Origin of the sequence: Rhodovarius sp. (genome assembly GCF_040399605.1) — a bacterium.
Lineage (GTDB): Bacteria > Pseudomonadota > Alphaproteobacteria > Acetobacterales > Acetobacteraceae > Rhodovarius > Rhodovarius crocodyli_A.
Window position 1 is genome coordinate 14,368 of record NZ_JBBARU010000014.1, and the last position, 24,076, is coordinate 38,443.

A 24,076-nucleotide genomic window follows, 5' to 3' on the forward strand; every position below is an offset into this window, starting at 1 on the left:
GGGCTTCCAGACAGCCTGGGGGTGGGGCCACACCCACCCCCTCAGCAGCTTAGCGGAAGGTGGGCACCGTATCGTCTTCCGGCAGGTCGGGCAGGGGGACGTCAATACGCACCGTGCTCGGGTCCACGCCGGTTCCGGAATCCAGCCAATAGGTCACGCTCTCGGGCCATAGGATGACGATGCCAACAAGGATGATCTGCAGCGCCAGCCAGGGAATGGCGCCGAGATAGATGTCCTTGGTTAGTACCTCCTTCGGCGCGATGCCGCGGAGGTAAAACAGCGCGAAGCCGAAGGGCGGGTGCATGAAGCTGGTCTGCAGGTTGATGCAGAGCAGCACGCCGAACCACACCAGATTAATATCCAGTTTTGCCGCAACAGGTGCCAGCAGCGGCACCACGATGAAGGCGATCTCAAAGAAATCGAGGAAGAAGGCCAGGAAGAACACAAAGATATTGACGAAGACGAGAAAGCCGGTCTGCCCGCCGGGCAGATGGCTCAGCAGGTGCTCGATCCAATGCGTGCCGTCCACGCCCTGAAACACCAGCGAAAACACCGTGGCGCCGATCAGGATGAAGATGACCATGGAGGTGATGCGCATGGTATTGCCCATGGCCTCACGCAGCAGCTTCCAGCTGTAAGTGCCCTGCGCCATGGCCAGGCCCACAGAGCCCACCGCGCCCATGGCGCCGGCCTCGGTCGGCGTGGCCAGGCCCAGGAAGATGGTGCCCAACACAAGAAAGATCAGCACGATGGAGGGCACCATGCCCTTCAGCACCCGCCAGTAAAGCGGCCAGCCGCGCGGCGAGAGCGCCTCGGGCGGCAGGGGCGGCACCTTATGGGGGGCGAAGATCGACACACCCAGGATGAAGAGCATGAACAGCACGATCTGCAGGATCGAGGGCCCAATCGCGCCGGCATACATATCGCCCACGCTCTTGCCGAGCTGGTCGCCCAGCACGATCAGCACCAGCGAGGGCGGAATGAGTTGGGTGATGGTGCCGGACGCTGCGATCACGCCCGTCGCGATCCGCATATCATAGCCATAGCGCATCATGATCGGCAGCGAGATCATGCCCATGGCGATGACCGAGGCGGCAACCGTGCCGGTGATGGCACCCAGCACTGCGCCGACTAGAATCACCGCATAGGCCAGCCCGCCCGGAATCTTGCCGAAGAGCTGGCCGGTGCCTTCCAGCAGATCCTCGGCCAGGCCGCAGCGCTCCAGAACCGCGCCCATGAGGGTGAAGAACGGGATGGCCAGCAGCAGGTCGTTCGAGAGAATGCCAAACACCCGCAGCGGCAGATTGCCCAGAAAGGCCTGGTTGAAGAATCCCAGCTCGATCGACAGGAATCCGAAGAACAGCCCCACAGCTGAGAGGCTGAACGCCGCCGGGAATCCGGCCAGCAGAAATAGCACCAGCCCGCCGAACATCAGCGGCGGCATCATGTCGAGGCTCATTGTTCGGGCTTCTTGTATTCGAGGAAGGCATTGCCCTTGACCGGCACGCCGCGCAGCACGGCGATGCGCTTGATCAATTCCGACAGGCCCTGAAGAACCAGCAGGAGGAAACCCAGCGGCAGGATCAGCTTCACCGGCCAGCGCAGTATGCCACCGGCATTGGGGCTGCCCTCCTGGCGCATGAAGCTGTCCCAGAAGAACGGCCAGGTCATATATAACAACAGACACATGGCCGGCAGTACAAAAAAGATAAAGCCAAAAATATCAATATAGAGCCGGGTACGATGGCCAACCCAGCCATAGACCAGATCGACCCGCACATGTTCATTGCGCAGCAAGGTGTAGCTGGCACCCAGCATCACCATGCCGGCAAAGAGATACCATTGCAGCTCCAGCCAAGCATTGGAGGAGACCGAAATGCCATAGCGGATGAAGGCATTTCCGGCCGAGACCGTGCAGGCCGCCAGCACCATCCAATCCGCCAGACGGCCAAAACGGGTGGAGACCCAATCGACCGCAGCGCTGAAGCTGAGCAGGGGCTGCATCAGCGCGGGCGCGCCGGCGCGGTTTCGGCCGCCTGCATGCCATAGACGAAGTTGTCATAGGTGCTCTCTGCCACCCGGAACCACTGCAGCTGGGAATCGCGATAGGTCTTGAAGTGCTCATAGACCTTCTTGAAATTGGCGTTGCGCGCGGCGGTCTCGTCATAGAGTTCGAAGGCGGCGCGGTAGCAGGCCTCCATCACTGGCCGCGGGAAGGGCCGCAACTGGGTGCCGGCGGCGACCAGGCGGCGCAGCGCCTGCGGGTTCTGGTTGTCGTATTTGGCGATGGTCTCGATCGTGGCGTCGCGGCAGGCGGATTCCAGCGCATCCTTGTAGAGTTGCGGCAGCTCGTTGAACTTTGCCTGGTTGATGGTCATCGAGAGGTTGAGGCCACCCTCCCACCAGCCGGGATAGTAATAAAACGGCGCCACGCGCTGGAAGCCCAGCTTTTCGTCATCATGGGGGCCGACCCATTCGGCGGCGTCGATCGTGCCGCGCTCCAGCGCCGGGTAGATGTCGCCGCCGGCGATCTGCTGTGCCACCACGCCCAGCTTGGCCAGGACATTGCCGGCAAAGCCGCCGATGCGCATCTTCAACCCGCGCAGGTCTTCCACCGAGCGAATCTCGCGGCGGAACCAGCCGCCCATCTGCGCCCCGGTATTGCCGGCCGGAATGCTCAGCACGTTATAGGTGGCAAAGAAATCCTTCATCACCTCACGGCCGCCGCCGGCGATCAGCCAGGAATTGATCTGCCGGAAATTCATCCCGAAGGGCACGGTGCCATCGAAGGCGAAGGTCGGATCCTTGCCGACGAAGTAGTAGCTGGCGGTATGGGTGCATTCCACCGTGCCGGCCTGGACGGCGTCCAGCGTGGCCAGGCCTGGGACCAATTCGCCGGCCTGGAAGACCTGAATGCGGAATTTATTGTCGGTCAGCGCCGCCACCCGGCGCGCAACATGCTCACCCGCACCGTAGATGGTATCAAGCGCGCGCGGAAAGCTGCTGGCGCAGCGCCAGCGCACTTCCGGCATGGCCTGGGCCAGGGCCGGGGTCGCAAGGGCCGGCAGAATAGCCGCGGCAGCTGCACCAGCCGACATGATGTTGCGTCGTTGCATGGACGTTTTCTCCCGAGCCACGTGGAATACCACCGCAATTCTTAACCGAATTGTCCCCTATGTGAATTCTGCCGCCGCGTCCATCGCTGACTCTTCCCCACAGCCTGCTGCATGGCGCATGCTGCATTCGTGACGCGCCGCAACCCTCCGCCATGCTGACCACGCTATGCCTGCTGCTCGCAGCGCTGTTGCTGCTCGTGCTGCCGGCCGCGCTGGGCCTTGTGAGGCTGCTGCGGCTGGGCGGCGCCCTGGTGATGGCGGGCCTGGCGGTGCTGGCAGTGCTGGCCTTGCTCGCGCCCTCGGCTGCGGTGATGGCCCTGCCGCTCGGCCCGCCCTGGGCGGCGGCGCTGGTTGCTTTGGACCCGCTTTCGGCCTGGTTCCTGCTGCTGCTAGGGCTCACCGGCGCTTTTGCCGCACTGCTGATCAATCCGGGGCCACGCCATGAAATGGTCTGCTTCCCGCTCTTCCTGTTCGGCATGGCACTGTGCATCACCGCCGCCGATGGGTTTTGCCTGCTGCTGGGCTTTGAGGCCATGTCTTTGGCCAGTTGGGCCATCCTGCATGAACGGCGGGCGGCCCGGTTATATCTGATGTTCGCCATTTTCGGCGGTGGCTGCCTGATGGCAGCAATGGGCCTGTTGGCGGCTGGTGCGGGGTCGCTTGGCTTCGCTGCCCTTCGCGCGGCGCCGCCCGAGGGTTTCGTCGCCTTGGCCGTGCTCTTGCTGGTCACGCTGGGGGCGGGGGCCAAAGCCGGCCTGGCCCCTTTGCATTTGTGGCTGCCGCTGGCGCATCCGGCCGCGCCGGCGCATGTCTCGGCGCTGATGTCGGCGGTGATGGTGAAGGTGGCGCTCTATGTCATCTTGCGCATGGTCTTCGACCTTTGCGGCCCGGCGCAGGCCTCCTTCTGGGGTATGCCTTTGCTGCTGATGGGCGCGGCCTCGGCCCTGCTGGGCGCGCTGCGGGCCAATCTCGAAAATGACACCAAGGCCATTTTGGCCTGTTCCACCATTGAGAATGTGGGGATGATCGCGGTGGGCCTGGGCCTGGCGCTGATGTTCCGTGGTGCTGACATGGCGGTGCCTGCGGCCCTGGCCCTGGCTGGCGCGCTGCTGCACGTGATGAACCATGGGCTGTTCAAATGCCTGCTCTTCCTCGGTGTGGGTGTGGTCTTGGAGCAGGCGGGGCAACGCCGGTTGGATGCGCTGGGCGGGCTTTTGCACAATATGCCGGTGCTGGGCTGGGCCATGCTGGTGGGCGCGCTCTCGGCCGCTGCTGTGCCGCCGCTCTCGGGTTTTGCCAGTGAATGGCTGCTGTTGCAGGCCTTGCTGGGCGCCTGGCGCACTGGCGATGCGCTGTTCCAATTCGCGGCCCTGGTGGCGCTGGCCATGGTGGCCATGGCGGTGGCGCTGGGGGCGGCGGCCATGTTGCGACTCTGGGGGTTGGTGTTTCTGGGGCGCCCGCGTAGCCCCCGGGTGGCGGGGGCGGAGGATGTCTCCGGCCCTGGCCGCGCCGGGCTGCTGTTGCCGGCGGCGTTGAGCCTTCTGCTGGGCGCCTTTCCCGCCCTGGCGCTGGGGCTGATGCAACCAGTGCTCGCGCAATGGCTGGGCCCGGCGGTGGCAATGCCGGGGGGCGTGCTGGGGCTTTCGGCGGGCGATGCCGGGGCGCGCTACATGGTGCTGCCGGCCATCCTGCTTCTGGGGGTTCTGGCGCTGGTGCTGTGGCGTGGCGCGCAATGGCGAGGCGGCGGCGGCGCCACTCGCGCACCGGCCTGGGATTGCGGCTTCATCGCGCCCCCCGTGCATCTCCCTTTCGGCAATGCCGCTACGCAGCCCAGTGGTGAGGGTTTTGCCCAGCCTATCTCCCGCATGCTGGCCGGCCCGCTGATGGCCGCGCGTGAAAACGTGGCGGTGCCGCCGCCCGGCAGCATGGCCAGCGCAGAATACAGCGCCTCCAGCGCTGACCCGACCTGGCGGGCCCTGACCACGCTGCGCGCCGCGCGCCATGCCGTGAGCAACCGGGTGGATCGCTTTCGCGCCCTCTCGGTCCGCCACGCTCTCGGGCTGCTCTTCGCCACCCTGGTGCTGCTGCTGGCCGTGCTGGCGGGGCTGGAGCGGCCATGATGCTGGGTCTTGCCGCCATTGTGACGCAGATGATGCATCTGGCGCTCGTGCTGGCCATGGCGCCGGTGCTGGTGGGGCTGGTGCGGCTGGTGAAGGCGCGGCTGATGGGCCGGCGTGGCCCTGCGTTGCTGCAACCCTGGCGGGATCTGGCAAAATTGCTGCGCAAGCGCCCGGTGCTGGCCGATGGCGCCACCGAGATCTCCCGCGCTGCGCCATATGTCGCCTGCGCGGCCACGCTCTTCGCCGCCGTGCTGGTGCCGGGCTTTGCCCAGGGCATGCTGCTCGCGCCGCTGGCTGATCTGCTACTGCTGGCAGGATTGCTGGCCTTGGCACGGGTGGCGCTGGCGTTGGCGGGCATGGATGTGGGCACGGCCTTTGGCGGCATGGGTGCTGCGCGCGAATTGAGCTTTTCCGCCTGCGCCGAACCGGTGCTGCTGCTGTGCATCCTGGTGCTGGCCATGATCGCCGGGACGACCAATCTGGATGCGATGATTGTGGCCTTCCGTGAGGGAGGCGTGGGCCTGCGGGTGTCGCTCGCACTCATTGCCGTGGCGCTGCTGGCGGTGGGGCTGGTGGAGAATGCCCGCATGCCGGCCGACAACCCGGCCACCCATCTGGAACTCACCATGGTGCATGAGGCGATGATCCTGGAGGCAAGCGGGCGCCACCTTGCTTTGTGGGAGTTGCAAGCGGCGTTGAAACTGCTGGTCTGGATGGCGCTGCTCTCTGCCGTGTTCATGCCTTGGGGTATGGCGCCGGCCGGGGCGGGGCCGCTGGCCTGGCTGCTGGGGCTGGTGGCCTGGCTCGGCAAGATCACCGCGCTGGCCGTGGCGCTGGCGGTGTTTGAGAGTGCGATTGCCAAAATGCGGGTGTTCCGGATTCCGGAATTTCTCGGTGTGGCGCTGTTGCTGGCGGCGCTGGCGGTCGCATTGCTCTTTGTTTCGACAGGGCTCGCCTGATGGGTGGTCTGGCCTATGACATTGCGCATGTGCTGGGCGGCGCCATGCTGCTTTGCTCCTTTCTGTTGCTGACCCAGCGCCGGCTGGGTGGGGTTATCTGGCTGTTGGCGGCGCAGGGGCTGCTGCTGGCCATGGCTGCGGCGTGGCAGGGTTATTCTCAAGGGTCGGTTCATCTCTACGCCTCCGCCGCCATCGCCCTGGCCGCCAAGGCGGTGGCGATACCGCTGGCGCTGCGCGAGGCGACGCGGCGCACCGGTGGCAGCGGCGCCGATGCCGGCCTGCCCACCATGCCCGCATTGCTCGGCGGAGGGGCGATGGTGGCCTTGGCCATTCTGGTCGCGCTGCCGGCCTCTGCCGGCACCTCGGCGCTGATGCGGGAGGATCTGGCCATCGCGCTCTCCGTTCTGCTCCTGGGGCTGCTGATGATGTGCACCCGCCGCCATGCCCTGGCCCAGGCTGCGGGGCTGCTGAGCATGGAGAATGCGCTCATGCTTGCCGCCGTCGGTGCCGCTGGCATGCCGCTGGTGGTGGAACTTTCCGCCGCCGGCCTGGTGCTGGCGGTGGCGGCGCTGGCGGGGCTGTTCGGTATGCGCATGCGCGAGCAGGTGGCAAGCCTGGACACCCAGGCGCTCGATGCCCATCGCGGGGACCGGCACTGATGTGGGCCGTTCTCATCCCAGCACTCGGTGCCGCGATTCTGCCCCTGGTGCCACGTGTGGCGCATTGGCTGAACATCGCCTTCGCCGCTGCTACGCTGCTGGCTGTGCTGTTGATGGAGGCGGGCGGCACGGGATGGCTGCGGCTTGATGCGCTGAACCATCCGCTGGTGCTGGTGGCGGGCGTTGTCGGCCTCGCCACTGCGGTGTTCTCGGCGCATGAGCGGGTGTCGCATTCCCGCCAGTACCATGCCGCCTTCCAGGGGTTTTGCGCCGCCAATATGTTGGCCATGTTGTCGGATAATCTCGGCCTCATGTGGGTGGCGATTGAGGCGGCGACGCTGGCCTCTGTCATCATGGTGGCCAGCCCGCGCAGCACTGCGGCGCTTGAGGCCGCCTGGAAATTCTTCATTCTCTGCGGCGTGGGCATCGCGCTCGCGCTGTTCGGCACGGTGGTGCTGCAGATGGCGCTGCCCGGTGCCGGCCTGTCCTTCGCCGCGCTGCGCGCCGGGGCGGCGGCGGCGGATCCTGGGCTTTTGAATCTTGCCTTTATTCTGCTGCTGGTGGGGTATGGCACCAAATCCGGCCTGGTGCCGCTGCACCATTGGCTGCCCGATGCCCATGCCGAGGGTCCGGTGCCGATCACCGCCGTGCTCTCGGGCCTATTGCTGACCACCGCCATGCATGCCGTGCTGCGGGCCAAGAGCGTGGTGGGCGCCAATCCAGGCACCATTCCGCCCGGTACCTTCCTGCTGGTGCTGGGGGTGGCGACGCTGCTGGTGGCGGCCTTTGGGCTGTGGCGCCGGCGGGATGCGCGGCGGCTCTTCGCCTGGTCCTCCATCAAGCATATGGGCGTGGCGGCTATTGCCTTTGGCCTGGGTGGGCCGGCGGCCAATCTCGCCGGGTTGCTGCATCTGATCGGCCATGCCCTGGTTAAGAGTGCGGTGTTCATCGGCCTGGGGGCTGCTGTGCAACTCAAGGGCTCGCAGCGTGTGGCGGATATTGGCGGGCTCATCGCCTCGCATCCCGGGTTGGGCTGGGGGCTGGCGCTGGCCGTGCTGGGGGCGGCGGGGCTGCCGCCTTTCATGCTCTTCGCCTCGGAGTTTCTGCTGCTGACCAGCGCGGGGCGGCAGGCGCCATGGTTGCTGCTGCCGCTTCTGCTGGGGTTGCTGGTGGGTGCGGCGGCTTTGGTGCGGGCCGCGCAACGGCTGTGCCTGGGGCCCGCCACGGCGGATCTGCCCGATGCGCCCGCGCCGGGGCTACTGGTGCAAATTCCGCTCTGGGGCCTGTTGCTGCTGGCGTTTTGCGGCATGCTGGCCATGCCCGCCCCCATTGCCGCGATGCTGCGTGCGGCGGCGGAGCTGCCGGGATGATCAGAAAAAACCTCTCCGCCACCGAATGGCAGGCGCTGGCCCGATCCAGCCCGCCCCTGCTGGCGATGTGGGCAGACCCCACCACCATCTATGCGGCCTTCATGGATGGCGCGGCGCCGCAATTGGTCAGTTGCCCGGCTCCCGATGGCCGCTTTGCCTCCTTCTCCGCCCAGCATCCCGCGGCGGCCTGGTTTGAACGGGCCATCCAGGATCTTTGGGGCCTGGAGGCGGTGGGCAGCATCGATGGCCGGCCCTGGCTGGACCACGGCCGCTGGCCGGTGCTGAACCCGATGTCGAGCCGCCCGGTGCGCCATGGCAGCGCGCCGCCGCAGCCTGAATTCCTCGAGGCCTTGGGCGCTGGCGTCCACCAAATTGCCGTGGGCCCGGTGCATGCCGGCATTATCGAGCCCGGGCATTTTCGTTTCCATGTGGTGGGCGAGACGCTGGTGCGGCTGGAGGCCCGGCTGGGATATACCCATAAGGGCACGCTCGGGCTGATGCTCGGCAAATCGCCACGCGCCGCGGCGCGGTTTCCAGCACGGCTTTCGGGCGATTCCACGGTGGCGCATTCCTTGGCCTTCGCGCTGGCCGCTGAGCAGGCGGCGGGCATCACCGCGCCGCCGCGCGCCGTGGCCATGCGCGCCGCCATGGCCGAGATCGAGCGTATCGCCAACCACCTCAATGATTGGGGTTTCATCTGCAATGACGCGGCCTTCCCCGCGGTGCATGCCCGCACCGGGGTGCTGCGCGAGGCCTTGCTGCGGGCCTGCCATGTCGCCTTTGGCCATAGGCTGATGATGGACCGCGTGCTGCCCGGCGGCGTGGCCACCGATATTGCCGCCGGTGGCCTGGGGCTGATTGCCGATGCGCTGGCCAGTATCGAGGCCGAACTGCCGGCGCTTGAGCGCATCACCGCCAGCCATGCCAGCCTGCAGGACCGGCTGGTGAGCACCGGCATCATCGCGCCCGGGCTTGCGGCCCTGCTCAATGCCGGTGGCGTGGTGGGCCGCGCATCCGGCCGGGCGGTGGATGCCCGCGCGGTGCCGGGATACGCGCCATATGATGAGCTGGAGGTGGTGCCCATCACCCGCACCGAGGGCGATGTCGCGGCCCGCCTGGCCGTACGGCAGGACGAAATTCGCGAGAGTCTGCGGATGCTGCACATCATCGCCGCCGGCATGCCGGAGGGTGAGATCATGACCGCGCTGCCAGGCCGTGCCGGTGAAGGTTTTGCCCTGGTCGAAGGCTTTCGCGGTGAGTGCTTCTGCTGGCTGCGCCTCGATGATGGCGGGCTGATCCAGGCCGCCTTCCTGCGCGACCCCTCCTGGCTGCATTGGCCGCTGCTCGAGGCGGCGGTGCAGGGCAATATCGTGGCCGATTTTCCGCTGATCAACAAAAGCATCAATGGCTCGTATTCGGGGGTGGATCTGTAGATGCTCTGGCCCAGCCTCGCCAAGAACCTCATCTCGCGGCCGCTGACCGACCCCGCACCCGCCACGCGGCCCGAAGAGGTGGCCGCGCTTGCCGCCATGCTGGAGGCCAGCGCCCGGCGCAGGCTTGGCCGCTCGCTCGCCATTCGCCAGGTGGATGCGGGCAGTTGCAATGGCTGCGAGCTGGAGATCAATGCCACGCAGAATGTGGTGCATGATCTTGAGCGCTTTGGCCTGCGTTTCGTCGCCTCGCCCCGCCATGCCGATGTGCTGCTGGTCACCGGGCCGGTGACGCGCAACATGCGCGAGGCGCTGGAGCGCACCCGTGCCGCCACGCCCGAGCCCTGCTTCATCGTGGCGGTGGGCGATTGCGCGATTGATGGTGGCGTCTTCAAGGGCAGCTATGCGGTGGAGGGCGGCCTCGCGGCGGAGACGCGCCCCGGCGAGGCGATGATGCGCCCTGATATTCGCATCCCTGGCTGCCCACCCACGCCGACCCAGATCATTCAGGGCCTGCTCACCCTATTGGCCGCGCAGGAGTAGCGCGAAGCAGGGGGTTGCCTCCTCCGGTGGCACCGCCCGCAGCAGGGTCATGGCGTCATTGAAGAAGGCGCAGAAGGCATCGGCGTGCCAATGGTCGGCCCTGCGGGTTTGCACCAGGCCCCAGGGGTTGTCGGCCGGGCGCAGCGAGCCGGCATTATAGGCGATGGCGGCCAGCGGCGGGTCGAAGCCGGTGGGGAGCCGGCCGGCCAGGGCTTGGCGACGGATATAGGCGGCGCCGGCGGCCAGCGCGGTATCCGGTTGCAGCAGCCGGGCGCGGTCGAGTGTCGGGTCGGCCAGGGCCTCGCGCGCGGTTGAGATCAGGGTTTGCATCAGCCCGGGGGAGACGCGGTCGGGCGTGGTCTCGTCATCCAAATATCCGGGTTCTTCGCGCAGGGCATCGGCGCGGCCGCCGCTCTCGGTGCAGGTGCAGGCCAGGAGCAATTCCACCGGGACGCGCTGTGCCCGGGCAGCACGCTGCATGGCAGCGCCATGGGCGGCCCAGGCGCGCGCCACCATGGGCGTGCCGGAAGCAGGGTGCTGGCCATCGATCAGCAGGCCATCGGCGGTGAGTTGCCAGCGCCGCGGGGCATTGCCGATTGGGGCGCCATGCGCCTCGCTCAGCCGGGCGATGAAGGGTTGCAGCATGGCCCGCCAATCGCCCGGCATGGTGCTGGGTGGGGCGGCCTGCATCAGCCGGGCCCAGCTTGCCGGGCCGAGAATCCCATCGGCCGCCAGGCTCTGGGCCTGTTGGAAGCGCCGCACCGCATCGCGCGTGGCGGGGCCGAAAATGCCATCGGTGGCGAGGTTGCCCATGCCGGCGCGGCGCAGCGCCTGCTGGGCCAGCCGGATATCGGCGCCAGATAGGAGCGGCAGGCGAAAGGACAGGCGGCGTTCGAGCGGGATCATGGCGTGGTTCCTTGCGTTTGATCGAGCAGCGCCTGGGCACGGGCGCGCAGCAGCGGCGAGAGGCTGGCCTGGGCGGCGCGCAGGGCCTCGCGCGCCAAAACGACGGAATGGGTGTTATCGGACAAATTCGCCGCGCAGATCAGCGCCTGTGCCTGGCCCGCCGCCAGCGCCGGATGAGGATTGCTGCGCCGCGCCGCTGCGTAGGATTGCGCGGCGCAATCGAGCATAGGCCGGGCGGCGCTGCCGGGGCAGGCGGCAGCAGGGGCGCGGGCCGCCATGGCGGTGGCCATGCAGGCCTCGGCCCGACGGGTGTGCAATTGCGGGCAGGCTGGGTTGGCATCGGGGCAGGGGGTGATGACCGGCTGCTCGGCCGCCAGGGCCGGGGCGTGGTGCCAGCGTGCTAGTTGGCTGAGCGGCGGGTCCAGCACCATGGCCAGGGGCGCGCAGCCGGCCAGCGAGAGCAATAAGAGTGCGGGCCTCATGGCGTCACCTCACGCAGGAGTTGCATTGGGTCCTGCCGGGCCTCGCGCAGGTGGCCGAGCAGCAGGGTCAGGGCCTGCAGCGCGGCATGCTGCTGGGCTGAGCCCTGGCCCGGGGCCAGCAGGGCACGGGCGGTTTGGGCATTGGGCGGCTCTGCGCGAAGGGCGGGCGCCGCGCTGGAAAGGCCTGCGGTGACGCTGCGTATCGTCTCGGCCGAGACATCGCCGGCCGCCTCGCCGGCCAGCAGGGCGCTGCGATATTCGGCCAGGCCTGCCTCCACCTGGGCCGGGTTTGCAAAATGTCCGGCGCCCCAGCGGGCCCAGATCCGGGCTGCGCCATCATCGCGCAGCGCCATGTCCAGCAGGTCTGCCGCGAAGCCTGGGGTGTCGCGCAGCGAGGCCAGGGCTTGGGCGAAGATTGGGGTCAACCGCGCCAGCGCCTCCTGCGGGGTGATGGCGCCGGGGTCGAAGAGGCTGGGGTCATGCGGTGCATCGAGCAATTGTGCCTGCCAGCGCCGCCAGGCCCCGGCCGAGAGCGACCAGCCAAAGCCCAGCAGCAGCGCCACTCCGGCCAATGGTCCGCCGGCCGCCGCGGCCGGCAGCAGCGGCGCGGCTAAGCGCAGCAGGGTGGCGAAGGGGCCAGAGGCGCCGGTCAATGCGACGGTGGCTTCCGCGATCCGGCTCAGGTTGGGAGGCGTGGCGCGGGCGGCGTCGAGCGCATCGCGGGCGCGGCGGAGCATGGCCGGGGCCTCGGCCGGCAGCAGGCCCGGGGGCATGGCGGGCCCCAAATTCTCCACCAATTCGGCGGCCACGCTGAGGTGGCGCTCCAGCCTGGCCATGGCGTCGGCCTCACGCGCGGGGCGGGTTGCGGCTTCGGTTGCCGCCTCAATGGCAGTGGCGGTGCTCTGGCGCAGCGTTTCGTGGGCGCGCTGCTCCTGGCTCAGAGCCTCGGCCACGCGGCGATTGGCCTGGGCATCGGGCGTGGTGGCGCGCGCGCCGAAATAATAGCCGAAGACGCCGGCGATGATGCCATTGACGTAGCCAGCGACCGCATCGGACAAATTCAGCGCGGCGGCAAAGAGCAGCAGCGGCAGCCCCACCACGCCCACAATGAGGGCAAGGATGGCGCGCACCGTGCCCTCAGGCAGGCCCATTGGCAGGTCTCGCAAGGCGGCAATGTGCTCGGGCGTTGTGCCAGGCTGGCCCAATAGGGCGAAGCTACGCGCTGCGAGCCACCACAGAAAGCCGGCGAAGGCGAGGCCAACAAGGAAGATAAGCCCGGCGATGATCAGCACCGGTGGTGGCCCTGCCAGCGCCTGGGGGGCCAGGGCTGCGCCGGCAGTGCCAAAGAGTGCGGCTATAAGGCCAAATATGAGCGAGTGGAGGGCTGTGGGGGGCATGGGCCGTCTCCTATCAGGGGTAACGGCACATAATCCTATAATAGGAACAAATCAAGAATTAATTGCTCGGTTTGGCGTGTTCGCCGCCGCGTGCTACCCCGCGCGGGCTTCAAAGGAACCACATCATGTCCGATACCCCGCCCCCGCCAGGCGCCGGCCCCCTCGTGCTGAACATGCAGTACACCAAGGATCTCAGCTTCGAGGTTCCTGGCGCGCCCGGCATTTTCGCCACGCTGCGCGAGCAGCCGGCCATCGACCTGCAGCTCGATGTTCAGGCCCGCCCGATCCAGGAGGGCGAGAACCTCTTCGAGGTAACGCTGGATATCCGCGCCGATGCCAAGGCGCAGGATCAGGTCTGCTTCATCGCTGAGCTGACCTATTGCGGGATCTTCACCATCAATGTCGAAGAGGTGGATCTGGAGCCGGTGCTGCTGGTGGAGTGCCCGCGCCTGCTCTTCCCCTTCGCCCGCAATATCCTGGCCGAGGTGACGCGTGATGGCGGCTTCCCGCCGGTTTTCCTGAGCCCCATTGACTTCGTGGCCCTGTGGCAGAGCCGCCGCGGCCAGGCGATGGAAAACCCGGTGGGCAACGCCTGAGGCAGCAATGATCCGCCTCGACAGCATCACCCGGCAGAATGGCCACCAATTGCTTTTCATCGAGGCCTCGGCGGCCTTGCAGAAGGGCGAGAAGGTGGGCCTGGTTGGCCCCAATGGCGCGGGCAAGACCACGCTGTTTCGCATGATCACCGGGCAGGAGCCGCCCGATGAGGGCCAGGTGCTGGTCGAGCGCGGCGTCACCATCGGCTTTTTCAGCCAGGATGTGGGCGAAATGTCCGGCCGCAGTGCGGTGGCCGAGGTGATGGATGGTGCGGGGGCGGTGAGCGAGGTGGCGGCCGAGTTGCACGGCCTGGAGCTCGCCATGGCCGATCCGGACCGCGCCGATGAGATGGAGGCGATCATCGAGCGCTTCGGCGAGGTGCAGGCACGCTTTGACGATCTGGGCGGCTATGCCCTGGAAAGCCGGGCGCGAGAGGTGCTGGCGGGCCTCAGCTTTTCTGAGGCGATGATGGATGGCGATGTTGGCGCGCTCTCGGGCGGGTGGAAGATGCGGGTGGCGCTGGGGCGCATCCTGCTCATGCGCCCCGATGTCATGCTGCTCGATGAGCCTTCCAACCATTTGGATCTGGAGAGCCTGATCTGGCTGGAGAATTTCCTGCAGGCCTATGATGGCGCGTTGCTGATGACCTCGCATGATCGCGAGTTCATGAACCGCATCATCAACAAGGTGGTGGAGATCGATGGCGGCGCGCTGACCAGTTTTTCGGGCGATTATGAGTTCTATGAGCAGCAGCGGGCGCTGAACGAGCAGCACCAATTGGCGCAGTTCGAGCGGCAACAGGCCATGCTTTCCAAGGAAATCAAGTTTATCGAGCGGTTCAAGGCACGCGCCTCGCATGCCGCGCAGGTGCAAAGCCGGGTGAAGAAGCTCGACAAGATCGAGCGCGTGGAGCCGCCGCGCCGGCGGCAGAGTGTGGCCTTTGAATTCCAGCCCGCGCCCCGCTCGGGTGAGGATGTGGTGAACCTGCGTGGTGTGCATAAACGCTATGGCGAGCGGGTGATCTATCAGGGCCTGGATGTGCTGATCCGCCGGCGGGAGCGGGCCTGCGTTCTGGGCATGAATGGTGCTGGCAAATCGACCCTGCTGAAACTGGTGACGGGGGCGACCAAGCCCGATGCTGGCAGCGTTTCGCTGGGGGGCAGCGTGAAGCTGGGCTATTTCGCTCAGCACGCGATGGAATTGCTCGATGGCGAATTGACCGTCTTTGAGGCGCTGGAGGCGCAGTTTCCGCGCGCTGGGCAGGGCTCTTTGCGTTCATTGGCTGGCTGTTTTGGCTTTTCCGGTGCCGATGTGGATAAGCGCTGCCGGGTGCTCTCAGGGGGTGAGAAGGCGCGGCTGGTGATGGCTGGGATGCTCTATGACCCGCCGAATTTTCTCGTGTTGGATGAGCCGACGAACCATCTCGATATGGCAACGAAAGAGATGCTGATCACGGCGCTCGCGCAATATGACGGCACCATGCTCTTCGTCTCGCATGACCGGCATTTCCTGGCAGCACTGTCCAACCGCGTCTTGGAGGTTACCCCAGGCGGCATCCAGGATTATGGCGGCGGCTATAGTGAATATGTCGCCCGGACCGGGCAGGAGGCGCCGGGCCTGCGGGCCTGAGCGTAACGCCGCCAAGCCGATCCGCAGCCGGGAGGCCCGGCCGCGCGCCGCCGGCTTAGGCCGCCTGTTTGTCCAGCATTTTCATCTTCACCAGCGCTTCGGCGATTTGCACCGCGTTCAGCGCCGCACCCTTTCGCAAATTATCGGCCACGCACCAGAAGGCAAGGCCATGCTCCACCGTCGGGTCCCGCCGCAGCCGCGAGACATAAACGTCATCCTCATGCACCGCGTCGAGTGGGGTGATGTAGCCGCCATCCTCGCGCTTATCGAACACGCTGAGGCCAGGCATCTTCTTCCAGGCGGCACGGGCCTGCGCCTCGGTGATCGGGCGCTCGAACTCGACATGCACCGCCTCGGCATGGCCGATGAAGACCGGCACGCGCACGCAGGTGGCGACGACCTTGATGTCGGGGTCCAGAATCTTCCTGGTCTCGGCCGCCATTTTCCACTCTTCCTTGGTGAAGCCGTCATCCATGAATTTGTCGATATGCGGGATGCAGTTGAAGGCGATGGGCTTGGTGAATTGCTCCACCAGCGGCGGGTCATTGACGAAGCTGCCCTTGGATTGGGCGAAGAGCTCGTCCATCCCCTCCTTGCCGGCACCGGAGACCGATTGATAGGTGGCCACCACCACGCGCTTGATGCGGGCAATATCATGCAGCGGCTTGAGCGCAACCAGCATTTGGATGGTCGAGCAATTCGGGTTGGCGATGATCCGGCGCTTTTTGAACAGGTGGAGATGCTGCGGGTTCACCTCCGGCACGATCAGCGGGATGTCGGGGTCCATGCGGAAATGGCTGGTATTGTCGATCACCACGCAGCCCGCGGCGGCGGCACGCGGCGCATGCACTGCAGAGATTGCGGCACCGGGCGAAAAGAGGCCGAGGTCAAAGCCAGTAAAATCAAAAGTTTCCAGGTTCTGGCAGGTCAGCACGGTTTTCTCGCCGAAGCTGATCTGCTGGCCAACGGAACGGGCCGAGGCCAGGGCGACAACTTTGCTGACTGGAAAATTACGCTCAGCCAGCGTCTTGAGAATTTCTCGCCCCACCGCACCAGTGGCGCCTACAACCGCGACCCGATAAACCATGATGGATACTCCTAAAACCGGAGTATCCATAGGGCGACGGTCAGACCAGCGCAATCGCCTAGCGCTGCGTAGGTTTATATTGGCTCAGAGCATTCTCAAGCCTTGCGGCTTGGCAAGGCAACTCGAAAAATGCGTTATAATAACAGCTAGAGGCTTTTCACCGTCTTCGCTTCCGGTGAAATGGCTCTAGTTTAGCCGCGCCACTCTGGAGGCACGGCGGACCAGCGGCTGATTGTCCTTGTGATTCATCCAGAAGAACAGGTTTGCCACTTCAGGATAATTGTCGAAGGTCAAAGCATTGACCCGGGCAATCGCTTCCTTTTCTTCAGCCTCGGCGGTACGGCCGCGCTCCCTGAGCAGGCGCGCCCAATAGGTATAAGCGGCCTCTGTGTCGGGAAAGGCGCGCACCGCGTCTCTAAAGGCTAGCTCTGCGCCATCAAGGTCGCCCAGGCCCCAGCGGGCGACGCCGATGGTGCTGTGCAGGGCTTCGAACAGCGGCGCGAAAGCGCCACTCAGTGCTGCCGATGGAGACAGTGTGACCCTGGTCAGTGGGGTCAGGAGATCAATGGCTTCCTGATAACGGTCAAGCTCGATCAGCACGAAACCAAGATTGAGCCGGCCGACATGAAAATTCGGGTCGTTAGTGAAAGAATTGCGGAACCGCCTTGCGGCGCCGGCCTTGTCATTCTCCATCAGGGCCACGACGCCCAAAAGGTTCTCAAGGAAGGCGCGTCGCACGATGGTTTCGGCGCGGGGAACACGAGCGAGTTCGCGCTCTGCCACCGCTTTGGTCCTGCTGAAGTCATTGCTGCGGGCATTCAGCGACTGCTCAAAGTAATACAGCGCGGAGCGGTATGGCTCAAACTGCTCCATGGTCTCGGTGGCGCCGCGACGCAGCAGAGCCTCGGCCCCGGCCTCGCCGTCGAGTTGCAAGGAGAAGTTGGTGGTTTGCCCTGTTATACCGTTGATCAGGAGCCGGGAGCGGTTCGCATCCTGATAAATGATCGAAGCGTTAACCCGCGGGCGCTCCAGCCCGAACAGGTCCTGCAGGGCGGCGGTGAAACCATCGAGTTTCAACGCATTCGCTACCACGCCAACGATCGTCGGGTCCCGCGATGAGCGCACGCTGGCGGGCGAGAGCAGCGATCGGGCCTGGCTCATCCGCCATATTTCGCTGGTGAAGACACGCTCGGCCACGTCCTGTGAGAGGCCGGTAGAGGCCACTGCTGGGGGCACCGACACATTCACCGTGACCGTATTGGCGCTGACGACCGCATCTGCGGATAAGAGGCCAAACACCATGGCAACAGCCATGGCAATCGATACTGGATCCACTCCGACCACTCCGTTATGTTAATGACATCATCCCAATTGGCGCAATAACATACCCATGTTCACGGTGCTACCAGAGGGTAATCGAATTCTTTACTGATTAATATGAATTATAATAAACATCAAATTTATAATTATTCCTGGAAATAACTTTGGGTGGTATCACGCCCGCAGGAAAGCAGCCAGCCCCCGGTCACATCGCGGCGAATTCGGCACGGCGAAAACCCTGGGCGAAGAGCAGGGCTGTCAAATCGCCATGATTGACCCGCGCATGCGCCGCCGCCTGCACCGTGGGCTTGGCGCGAAAGGCGATACCCAACCCGGCGGATTGCAGCATCGGCAGGTCATTGGCGCCATCGCCCACCGTCAAGCTCCGCTCGAGCGGCAGACCCAGCGATTGGGCCAGGCGCAGCAGCGTGGCCAGCTTGGAATCGCGGTCCAGAATGGGTTCGGCCACCGTGCCGGTCAAAGCGCCATCGGCGAGGATCAATTGGTTGGCGTGGTGCTCATGGAAGCCCACCAGCGCCGCCACCCGGCCAGTGAAGAAGGTGAAGCCGCCGGAAACCAGCGCCGCATGGGCCCCGGCGGCGCGCATGGTGGCGACCAGGGCGCGGGCGCCGGGCATCAGTTCCGTCGTCTCCCAGGTGCGCTGCAGGGCTGCCTCGGGCAGGCCTTTGAGCATGGCCACGCGCTCGCGCAGGGCGGATTTGAAATCCAACTCGCCATTCATCGCCCGGGCGGTGATGGCGGCGATGCGCTCCTTCAGCCCGGCCTCGGCGGCCAATTCGTCCAGCGTCTCGGTGGTGACGATGGTGCTGTCCATATCGGCCAGCAGTAGGGCCTTGCGCCGTGTGGCGGCGGCCTGGGCGATGGCGTCCACTTTCTGGCCGGCCAGGGCTGCCTGGGCGGCGGCCTGCGCGGCGGCGGGCGCCATGCCGGAGAAGGGGATGTCCAGCGCCTCGCCTTCGGACAGCCAGTCTGGCGCCCGGCAAACGGCACCGCCCGCGGCCAGGGCCGCCAGCACCGCGGCCAGCATGTGGTGGGATAATCCGCCCGGGGGCGCGACAAGGGTGAGGATATGCGGCATGGAAATCTGACCATGCCCATCGCGCCCCTGCCATGCAACCACCCGCGCTGATCATCTGCGGCCCGACCGCCAGCGGGAAATCCGCGCTGGCGCTGGAATTCGCCCAGGCGCTGGGCGGGACGGTGATCAATGCCGATGCCATGCAGGTTTATGCCGGCATGGCGGTGATCACGGCGCAGCCCAGCCTGGCGGAGCATGCAGCGGCGCCGCACCGGCTTTATGGCATTCGTTCGCCGGCGGAGGCAGCGAATTTGGCCTGGTGGCGCGAAGAGGCGCTCGCGGCGATGGCGCAGGCCCGGCTGCCCATCCTATGCGGCGGCACGGGGATGTATTTGCGCGCGCTGACCCAGGGCCTCTCGGCCCTGCCGGCTGTGCCCCCCGAGGCGCGGGCCGAGGCGCGCATGCTGCTCGCCGAGCGCGGCGCCCCTGCGCTGCATGCCATGCTCGATGCCGCCACCGCGGCCACCCTGAACCCCGGCGATAGCCAGCGCGTGGCCCGCGCCTTCGAGGTGTGGCGCGGCACTGGCCGTGGGTTGGTGGAATGGCAGCGCGAGGCACCCGCCCTGCCGCCCGCGCCCTATCGCTTTGCCGCCCTGCGCTTGGACCCGGCGCGGGAGGAACTGCGCGATGCCATCGCCAGCCGCTTCGATGCGATGCTGGCCGGTGGCGCGCTTGAGGAGGTGCGGGCGCTGCTGGACCTCGACCCCGCCTTGCCGGCGATGCGCGCGCATGGTGTGCCCGAGATCGCCGCGCTGCTGCGCGGTGCGATGGATGCGCGGGCGGCGCGTGACCAGGCGGTGTTGCACACCCATCAATACACCAAGCGCCAGGGCACCTGGTTCCGCCATCAGGCCCTGGTGGCCCCGACGCGGTTGCATACGATCCATGCGCGGTTTGCGGGTCTGGCGCAATTTTCGCAAAGCAAATGGACCGAAATGGACAGTTTTGTTCAATTGCATGTTGACGCCCCACCGGCCGGGGCATAAGGGAGCGGCGCAACACCATCAGATCATCACGGAACCATCATGTCCGCCACCACCGCCACCGCAGCCGCCACCACGGAAGACCGTTCGGGTGCTGAGGTTCTCCTCCGGGCTTTGACGGAGCAGGGCGTTGAAGTCATTTTTGGCTATCCCGGCGGTGCAGTATTGCCGATTTATGATGCGCTGTTCCAGCAAAATTCCATTCGCCACATCCTCGTCCGCCATGAGCAGGCGGCGGTGCATGCGGCCGAGGGCTATGCCCGCTCCACCGGGCGGGTGGGGGTGGTGCTTGTCACCTCCGGCCCGGGTGCGACCAATGCGGTGACGGGGCTGGTGGATGCGCTGATGGACAGCATCCCCATCATCTGCCTGACCGGGCAGGTGCCGACCCATCTGATCGGCAATGATGCATTTCAGGAGGCCGATACCACCGGCATCACCCGCCCCGCGACCAAGCACAATTATCTGGTCAAGCGCAGCGAGGACCTGGCCGGCGTGGTGCATGACGCGTTCTATGTCGCGCGCAGCGGCCGCCCCGGCCCGGTGGTGATCGACCTGCCCAAGGACATCCTGATCAAGCCCGCGCCCTATACCCCGGCGCCCAGCACGCCCCATCGCAGCTACCGTCCGGTGACGCAGCCTGACCCGGCGCGTATTCTCGAAGCCGTGCAAATGCTCAAGCGCTCGGCTCGCCCGGTGGTATATGCCGGCGGCGGCGTGATCAATTCCGGGCCCGAGGCCTCACGGCTGCTGACTGAATTTGTCCGCATGACGGGTTTTCCCTGCACCAATACGCTGATGGGGCTGGGGGCTTTTCCCTCTTCCGACCCGCAATTCATCGGCATGCTGGGCATGCACGGCACCTACGAAGCGAACCTCGTGATGCATGGCTGCGATGTCATGCTGAATATGGGGGCGCGTTTCGATGACCGGATCACCGGCCGGCTGGATGCCTTCAGCCGCGGTTCGAAGAAGATTCACGCCGATATCGACCCCTCCTCGATCAATAAGAACGTCAAGGTGGATGTGCCGATCGTGGGCGATGCCGGCAATATCCTGGCGGCGATGATCGAATGCTGGAAGCAGGATGACACGCCGATCAATAAGGAGGCGCAGACCGCCTGGTGGCGGCAGATAGACCTGTGGCGCCAGAAGGACTGCCTGGCCTATGTCCAGGAAGGCAAGATCATCAAGCCGCAGCATGCGGTGAAGCGGCTCTTCGAGATCACCCAGGAGATGGGGCGCGAGACCTTCATCTCCACCGAGGTCGGTCAGCACCAGATGTGGGCGGCGCAGTATTTCGGCTTCAACAAGCCCAATCGCTGGATGACCTCGGGCGGGTTGGGCACCATGGGCTATGGCCTGCCCGCGGCGATGGGGGTGCAGATCGCGCATCCGGATGCGCTGTGCATCGATATTGCCGGCGAGGCCTCTATCCTGATGAACATCCAGGAGATGGGCACGCTGGCGCAGTACCGGCTGCCAGTAAAAGTGTTCATACTGAACAACGAATATATGGGCATGGTGCGGCAATGGCAGGAGTTGCTGCATGGCAGCCGTTATTCCGAGAGCTATTCCGCCGCGCTGCCGGATTTTGTGAAGCTGGCCGAGAGTTTTCATGCCAAGGGGCTGCGGGCGACCGAGGCGGATCAGTTGGATGATGTGATCCGTGAAATGATCGCCCATCCCGGCCCGGTCATTGCCGATATCTGCGTGGACCAGAAGGAAAACGTCTTCCCGATGATCCCCTCGGGTGCCGCGCATAATGAGATGATTTTGGCCGCAGGGCAGCAGGGTGGCGTCGCTGGCGTCACCGATGAAGGCAAGGTGTTGGTCTGAAGCCATGGAACGCACAGCAACCATCGCGGTCCTCGTCGAGAACGAGGCCGGCGTCCTGGCCCGCGTCATTGGGCTCTTCTCCGGCCGCGGCTACAATATCGAGAGCCTGACGGTGGCGCCGGTGGATGAGACCCGCCGCATTAGCCGCATCACCGTGGTGACCACGGGCACCGAGATGACCATCGAGCAGATCAAGGCGCAGCTTGACCGGCTGGTGCCGGTGCATAAGGTGAGCGACCTGACGCTGGACGGCGCCCACCTGCAGCGCGAATTGGCGCTGATCAAGGTGGTGGGCCGTGGCGAGCATCGCGTGGAGGCGCTGCGCCTGGCCGATGCCTTTCGCGCCCGCGTCGTGGATGCCACGCCCGAGAGCTTCGTCTTCGAGATGACCGGCAATGCCGAGAAGATCGATGCCTTTTGTGCGCTGATGAAGCCTTTGGGGCTTGCCGAACTCTGCCGGACGGGGGCTGTTGCCATCGCCCGCGGCACAAGGCACATCGCCGCCTGACATTTTTTTGACCAAGAGCAACGAGGAGCGCCCTGATGCGCGTTTATTACGACCGTGACGCTGACGTGAACCTGATCAAGGCCAAGAAGGTCGCGATCATTGGTTTTGGCAGCCAGGGCCATGCCCATGCCCTGAATATCCGCGAAAGCGGCGTGGCCGAAGTGGCCATTGGCCTTCGTCCCGGCGGTTCCGCCAAGAAGGCCGAGGCCATGGGTTTCAAGGTCCTCTCCCCCGCCGATGCGGCAAAATGGGCCGATGTGATCATGGTGCTGACCCCCGATGAGGGCCAGGGCGATCTCTATCGCGAACACCTGCATGACAATATGAAGCCCGGCGCGGCGCTGGCCTTCGCGCATGGCCTGAACGTGCATTTCAACCTGCTCGACCCGCGCTCGGACCTTGACGTGTTCATGATCGCGCCCAAGGGCCCTGGTCATACGGTGCGCAGCGAATATCAGCGCGGCGGCGGCGTGCCGTGCCTGGTGGCGGTGGCGCAGAACCCCTCGGGCAACGCACTCGAAATCGCGCTTTCCTACGCTTCCGCCGTGGGTGGTGGCCGCGCCGGCGTGATCGAGACGACCTTCAAGGAAGAATGCGAGACCGACCTGTTCGGCGAGCAGGCAGTGCTGTGCGGCGGCCTGGTCGAGCTGATCAAGGCTGGCTTCGAAACCCTGGTCGAGGCTGGCTACGCGCCGGAAATGGCCTATTTCGAGTGCCTGCATGAGGTGAAGCTGATCGTTGACCTCATCTATGAGGGCGGCATCGCCAATATGAACTACTCGATCTCCAACACGGCAGAATACGGCGAATACGTCACCGGCCCGCGCATCATCACCGCCGAAACCAAGGCCGAGATGAAGCGCGTGCTGGATGATATCCAGACCGGCAAATTCGCCCGCGACTGGATGCTGGAAAACAAGGTGAACCAGGCCAGCTTCAAGGCCACCCGCCGCCGCCTGTCCGAGCACTCGATTGAGGCGGTGGGCGAGCGCCTGCGCGCCATGATGCCGTGGATCAAGGCGAATGCCCTGGTGGATAAGGCGAAGAACTAAGGAGAGGTTGGGGAGGCAGGGGTAATTGCCCGTCGGCGAACCCCTGCCTCCTTCGCCAGCGAGCGATGCAGGGGTCACACGCTAAGAATAATAGCCGTTGTGGGAATTATTTCATTGACAATCGTCCCTCAGGCGCGTAAAATCCGCGTCAAAGGAGATTGACGATGAGCGAAACTGTCGAAGTCACACGTGATACGCTTCGCAACGCAATCAACGACCCGCGTTATCTCAATTCGAACCATCCTGAAGCCCAAGCATTTCGGCAGTGGGTGTCGGAGGGCTTTCGCGCGCTCTAGCCCGAGGACGGCACGACGCACGGGATCGTTCATGTGCGATCCTATATCCGAGACGGACACCAGGTTTCTGCATATTCTCGACGCGGTCCGGCCGGCGGCGAGGCTACGAATGGAACTGCTGTGCAGTTCGCGGACCGGCCGGGACCGCATGCGGATGCCGAGCGGCGCGCGCGGTGTGATGCACAGGCTGCGGCAGACGAGGCACGATGCCGACGCTTACGGCCCACAGCTCGTGTCGCCCGTGCTCTCTGCTGGGCCAGCGTGAACCTGCGTTTTGGAGCCTGTATGGCAGGAAGAGAACTGCCGCGCCTGTCCCTTCCCGAATGAGGAGCCAGAACAGTGACCAAAAAGGATCATGAGAACGCAATGACCATCTGCGCGCGCCGAACCCTGGAGAGCAGTTATGGTCCCGTCGCTGTTTGGATAACAGTTCCGCGCGAGGAAACCGAGACTGGCGATTTCCTGTGCGACTATGGCATTGCCGGCCCTCGAACACAGCGTCGCGGCTCGGTCATGGGAATCGACGCTTTCCAGGCGCTTCAACTCACTATGGAGCGGATTGGAACCGAGCTGCTGTTCTCCGAGGAAGGACAGACCGGCGGTCTGCGATGGTTGGATACCGCCTACGAGATCGGTTTTCCTGTCCCCGCCTCCATTGAAGACCTCGCATCTCCAAAAAAATAG

General features: G+C 65.4%; 23 protein-coding genes. 14 read left to right on the forward strand and 9 right to left on the reverse strand.

Translation table 11 applies throughout. The features are described from left to right. Window positions 1-49: 49 nt before the first annotated feature. The 3 genes from ABWP84_RS06400 to ABWP84_RS06410 are packed head-to-tail and all read right to left on the reverse strand — an operon-like array spanning window position 50 to window position 3,116. Window positions 50-1,459, reverse strand: a complete 1,410-nt coding sequence (locus ABWP84_RS06400) for a TRAP transporter large permease subunit (protein ID WP_353211177.1) — start codon at window positions 1,457-1,459, stop codon at window positions 50-52. Next, complete coding sequence (locus tag ABWP84_RS06405; protein WP_353211178.1) at window positions 1,456-2,004, reverse strand: TRAP transporter small permease subunit; 549 nt, start codon at window positions 2,002-2,004, stop codon at window positions 1,456-1,458. Before ABWP84_RS06405 ends, ABWP84_RS06400 begins: the two co-directional genes overlap by 4 nt. Next, on the reverse strand, window positions 2,004-3,116 hold the full coding sequence (locus ABWP84_RS06410) for a TRAP transporter substrate-binding protein (RefSeq protein ID WP_353211179.1): 1,113 nt from the start codon (window positions 3,114-3,116) through the stop codon (window positions 2,004-2,006). Before ABWP84_RS06410 ends, ABWP84_RS06405 begins: the two co-directional genes overlap by 1 nt. 152 nt (window positions 3,117-3,268) lie before the next feature. Between ABWP84_RS06410 and ABWP84_RS06415 the strand changes: the two genes are divergently transcribed. The 6 genes from ABWP84_RS06415 to ABWP84_RS06440 are packed head-to-tail and all read left to right on the forward strand — an operon-like array spanning window position 3,269 to window position 10,197. Beyond that, complete coding sequence (locus tag ABWP84_RS06415) at window positions 3,269-5,236, forward strand: proton-conducting transporter membrane subunit (RefSeq protein ID WP_353211180.1); 1,968 nt, start codon at window positions 3,269-3,271, stop codon at window positions 5,234-5,236. After that, a complete protein-coding gene (locus ABWP84_RS06420; RefSeq protein ID WP_353211181.1) occupies window positions 5,233-6,195 on the forward strand; it encodes an NADH-quinone oxidoreductase subunit H in 963 nt (320 codons plus the stop codon). Before ABWP84_RS06415 ends, ABWP84_RS06420 begins: the two co-directional genes overlap by 4 nt. Next, window positions 6,195-6,854, forward strand: a complete 660-nt coding sequence (locus ABWP84_RS06425; RefSeq protein ID WP_353211182.1) for a hydrogenase-4 component E — start codon at window positions 6,195-6,197, stop codon at window positions 6,852-6,854. Before ABWP84_RS06420 ends, ABWP84_RS06425 begins: the two co-directional genes overlap by 1 nt. Beyond that, entirely contained in the window at window positions 6,854-8,224 is a 1,371-nt protein-coding gene (locus tag ABWP84_RS06430; protein ID WP_353211183.1) for a proton-conducting transporter membrane subunit, read from the forward strand. The genes ABWP84_RS06425 and ABWP84_RS06430 overlap by 1 nt, the downstream gene beginning before the upstream one ends. After that, entirely contained in the window at window positions 8,221-9,657 is a 1,437-nt protein-coding gene (locus tag ABWP84_RS06435) for a hydrogenase expression protein HypE (protein WP_353211184.1), read from the forward strand. Before ABWP84_RS06430 ends, ABWP84_RS06435 begins: the two co-directional genes overlap by 4 nt. After that, on the forward strand, window positions 9,658-10,197 hold the full coding sequence (locus ABWP84_RS06440) for a hydrogenase (RefSeq protein WP_353211185.1): 540 nt from the start codon (window positions 9,658-9,660) through the stop codon (window positions 10,195-10,197). Here the strand turns inward: ABWP84_RS06440 and ABWP84_RS06445 are convergent. From ABWP84_RS06445 to ABWP84_RS06455, 3 genes are read right to left on the reverse strand one after another with little or no spacing between them, the layout of a single operon-like run. After that, window positions 10,177-11,103 carry a peptidoglycan-binding protein gene (locus ABWP84_RS06445; RefSeq protein ID WP_353211186.1) on the reverse strand — a complete coding sequence of 309 codons (927 nt, stop codon included), beginning with the start codon at window positions 11,101-11,103 and terminating at the stop codon, window positions 10,177-10,179. The two genes, ABWP84_RS06440 and ABWP84_RS06445, sit on opposite strands and share 21 nt — an antisense overlap. Next, window positions 11,100-11,585, reverse strand: a complete 486-nt coding sequence (locus ABWP84_RS06450; RefSeq protein ID WP_353211187.1) for a hypothetical protein — start codon at window positions 11,583-11,585, stop codon at window positions 11,100-11,102. The genes ABWP84_RS06445 and ABWP84_RS06450 overlap by 4 nt, the downstream gene beginning before the upstream one ends. Next, window positions 11,582-12,982, reverse strand: coding sequence for a hypothetical protein (locus tag ABWP84_RS06455; protein ID WP_353211188.1), 1,401 nt, complete (start codon window positions 12,980-12,982; stop codon window positions 11,582-11,584). Before ABWP84_RS06455 ends, ABWP84_RS06450 begins: the two co-directional genes overlap by 4 nt. A gap of 125 nt (window positions 12,983-13,107) precedes the next feature. Here ABWP84_RS06455 and secB point away from each other — a divergent pair, with 125 nt between their 5' ends. Together secB and ABWP84_RS06465 are read left to right on the forward strand one after the other, a co-directional pair. Further along, the gene (secB, locus tag ABWP84_RS06460) at window positions 13,108-13,578 is read left to right on the forward strand and encodes a protein-export chaperone SecB (RefSeq protein ID WP_353211189.1); all 471 of its coding nucleotides are present in this window, start codon (window positions 13,108-13,110) and stop codon (window positions 13,576-13,578) included. Window positions 13,579-13,585: 7 nt separating this feature from the next. After that, window positions 13,586-15,208 carry an ABC-F family ATP-binding cassette domain-containing protein gene (locus ABWP84_RS06465; RefSeq protein ID WP_353211190.1) on the forward strand — a complete coding sequence of 541 codons (1,623 nt, stop codon included), beginning with the start codon at window positions 13,586-13,588 and terminating at the stop codon, window positions 15,206-15,208. 55 nt (window positions 15,209-15,263) lie between these two features. Here the strand turns inward: ABWP84_RS06465 and ABWP84_RS06470 are convergent, their stop codons facing one another. The 3 genes from ABWP84_RS06470 to serB all read right to left on the reverse strand — a co-directional run bounded on the left by ABWP84_RS06470 (window position 15,264) and on the right by serB (window position 18,714). Beyond that, window positions 15,264-16,295, reverse strand: a complete 1,032-nt coding sequence (locus tag ABWP84_RS06470) for an aspartate-semialdehyde dehydrogenase (RefSeq protein WP_353211191.1) — start codon at window positions 16,293-16,295, stop codon at window positions 15,264-15,266. Between the two features lie 186 nt (window positions 16,296-16,481). Continuing rightward, entirely contained in the window at window positions 16,482-17,609 is a 1,128-nt protein-coding gene (locus tag ABWP84_RS06475) for a hypothetical protein (RefSeq protein WP_353211192.1), read from the reverse strand. 211 nt (window positions 17,610-17,820) lie between these two features. Then, complete coding sequence (gene serB / locus ABWP84_RS06480) at window positions 17,821-18,714, reverse strand: phosphoserine phosphatase SerB (protein WP_353211193.1); 894 nt, start codon at window positions 18,712-18,714, stop codon at window positions 17,821-17,823. A 32-nt stretch (window positions 18,715-18,746) separates the two neighbouring features. On the opposite strand from serB, the gene miaA reads away from it, so the two are divergent. From miaA to ABWP84_RS06510, 6 genes are all read left to right on the forward strand, one after another. Beyond that, complete coding sequence (gene miaA, locus ABWP84_RS06485) at window positions 18,747-19,700, forward strand: tRNA (adenosine(37)-N6)-dimethylallyltransferase MiaA (RefSeq protein WP_353211194.1); 954 nt, start codon at window positions 18,747-18,749, stop codon at window positions 19,698-19,700. A gap of 39 nt (window positions 19,701-19,739) precedes the next feature. Further along, complete coding sequence (locus tag ABWP84_RS06490) at window positions 19,740-21,536, forward strand: acetolactate synthase 3 large subunit (protein WP_353211195.1); 1,797 nt, start codon at window positions 19,740-19,742, stop codon at window positions 21,534-21,536. A 4-nt stretch (window positions 21,537-21,540) separates the two neighbouring features. Beyond that, on the forward strand, window positions 21,541-22,044 hold the full coding sequence (gene ilvN, locus ABWP84_RS06495; RefSeq protein ID WP_353211196.1) for an acetolactate synthase small subunit: 504 nt from the start codon (window positions 21,541-21,543) through the stop codon (window positions 22,042-22,044). 35 nt (window positions 22,045-22,079) lie between these two features. Further along, on the forward strand, window positions 22,080-23,096 hold the full coding sequence (gene ilvC, locus ABWP84_RS06500) for a ketol-acid reductoisomerase (protein WP_353211197.1): 1,017 nt from the start codon (window positions 22,080-22,082) through the stop codon (window positions 23,094-23,096). A 164-nt stretch (window positions 23,097-23,260) separates the two neighbouring features. Further along, entirely contained in the window at window positions 23,261-23,392 is a 132-nt protein-coding gene (locus tag ABWP84_RS06505) for a hypothetical protein (protein ID WP_353211198.1), read from the forward strand. Window positions 23,393-23,731: 339 nt separating this feature from the next. Continuing rightward, window positions 23,732-24,076 carry a DUF6968 family protein gene (locus ABWP84_RS06510; protein WP_353211199.1) on the forward strand — a complete coding sequence of 115 codons (345 nt, stop codon included), beginning with the start codon at window positions 23,732-23,734 and terminating at the stop codon, window positions 24,074-24,076.

Coding starts and splice junctions, on each gene's coding strand:
- ABWP84_RS06400 (WP_353211177.1), bottom strand. CDS start 1,459: ATGAGCCTCGACATGATGCCGCCGCTGATGTTCGGCGGGCTGGTGCTA.
- ABWP84_RS06405 (WP_353211178.1), bottom strand. CDS start 2,004: ATGCAGCCCCTGCTCAGCTTCAGCGCTGCGGTCGATTGGGTCTCCACC.
- ABWP84_RS06410 (WP_353211179.1), bottom strand. CDS start 3,116: ATGCAACGACGCAACATCATGTCGGCTGGTGCAGCTGCCGCGGCTATT.
- ABWP84_RS06415 (WP_353211180.1), top strand. CDS start 3,269: ATGCTGACCACGCTATGCCTGCTGCTCGCAGCGCTGTTGCTGCTCGTG.
- ABWP84_RS06420 (WP_353211181.1), top strand. CDS start 5,233: ATGATGCTGGGTCTTGCCGCCATTGTGACGCAGATGATGCATCTGGCG.
- ABWP84_RS06425 (WP_353211182.1), top strand. CDS start 6,195: ATGGGTGGTCTGGCCTATGACATTGCGCATGTGCTGGGCGGCGCCATG.
- ABWP84_RS06430 (WP_353211183.1), top strand. CDS start 6,854: ATGTGGGCCGTTCTCATCCCAGCACTCGGTGCCGCGATTCTGCCCCTG.
- ABWP84_RS06435 (WP_353211184.1), top strand. CDS start 8,221: ATGATCAGAAAAAACCTCTCCGCCACCGAATGGCAGGCGCTGGCCCGA.
- ABWP84_RS06440 (WP_353211185.1), top strand. CDS start 9,658: ATGCTCTGGCCCAGCCTCGCCAAGAACCTCATCTCGCGGCCGCTGACC.
- ABWP84_RS06445 (WP_353211186.1), bottom strand. CDS start 11,103: ATGATCCCGCTCGAACGCCGCCTGTCCTTTCGCCTGCCGCTCCTATCT.
- ABWP84_RS06450 (WP_353211187.1), bottom strand. CDS start 11,585: ATGAGGCCCGCACTCTTATTGCTCTCGCTGGCCGGCTGCGCGCCCCTG.
- ABWP84_RS06455 (WP_353211188.1), bottom strand. CDS start 12,982: ATGCCCCCCACAGCCCTCCACTCGCTCATATTTGGCCTTATAGCCGCA.
- secB (WP_353211189.1), top strand. CDS start 13,108: ATGTCCGATACCCCGCCCCCGCCAGGCGCCGGCCCCCTCGTGCTGAAC.
- ABWP84_RS06465 (WP_353211190.1), top strand. CDS start 13,586: ATGATCCGCCTCGACAGCATCACCCGGCAGAATGGCCACCAATTGCTT.
- ABWP84_RS06470 (WP_353211191.1), bottom strand. CDS start 16,295: ATGGTTTATCGGGTCGCGGTTGTAGGCGCCACTGGTGCGGTGGGGCGA.
- ABWP84_RS06475 (WP_353211192.1), bottom strand. CDS start 17,609: ATGGCTGTTGCCATGGTGTTTGGCCTCTTATCCGCAGATGCGGTCGTC.
- serB (WP_353211193.1), bottom strand. CDS start 18,714: ATGCCGCATATCCTCACCCTTGTCGCGCCCCCGGGCGGATTATCCCAC.
- miaA (WP_353211194.1), top strand. CDS start 18,747: ATGCAACCACCCGCGCTGATCATCTGCGGCCCGACCGCCAGCGGGAAA.
- ABWP84_RS06490 (WP_353211195.1), top strand. CDS start 19,740: ATGTCCGCCACCACCGCCACCGCAGCCGCCACCACGGAAGACCGTTCG.
- ilvN (WP_353211196.1), top strand. CDS start 21,541: ATGGAACGCACAGCAACCATCGCGGTCCTCGTCGAGAACGAGGCCGGC.
- ilvC (WP_353211197.1), top strand. CDS start 22,080: ATGCGCGTTTATTACGACCGTGACGCTGACGTGAACCTGATCAAGGCC.
- ABWP84_RS06505 (WP_353211198.1), top strand. CDS start 23,261: ATGAGCGAAACTGTCGAAGTCACACGTGATACGCTTCGCAACGCAATC.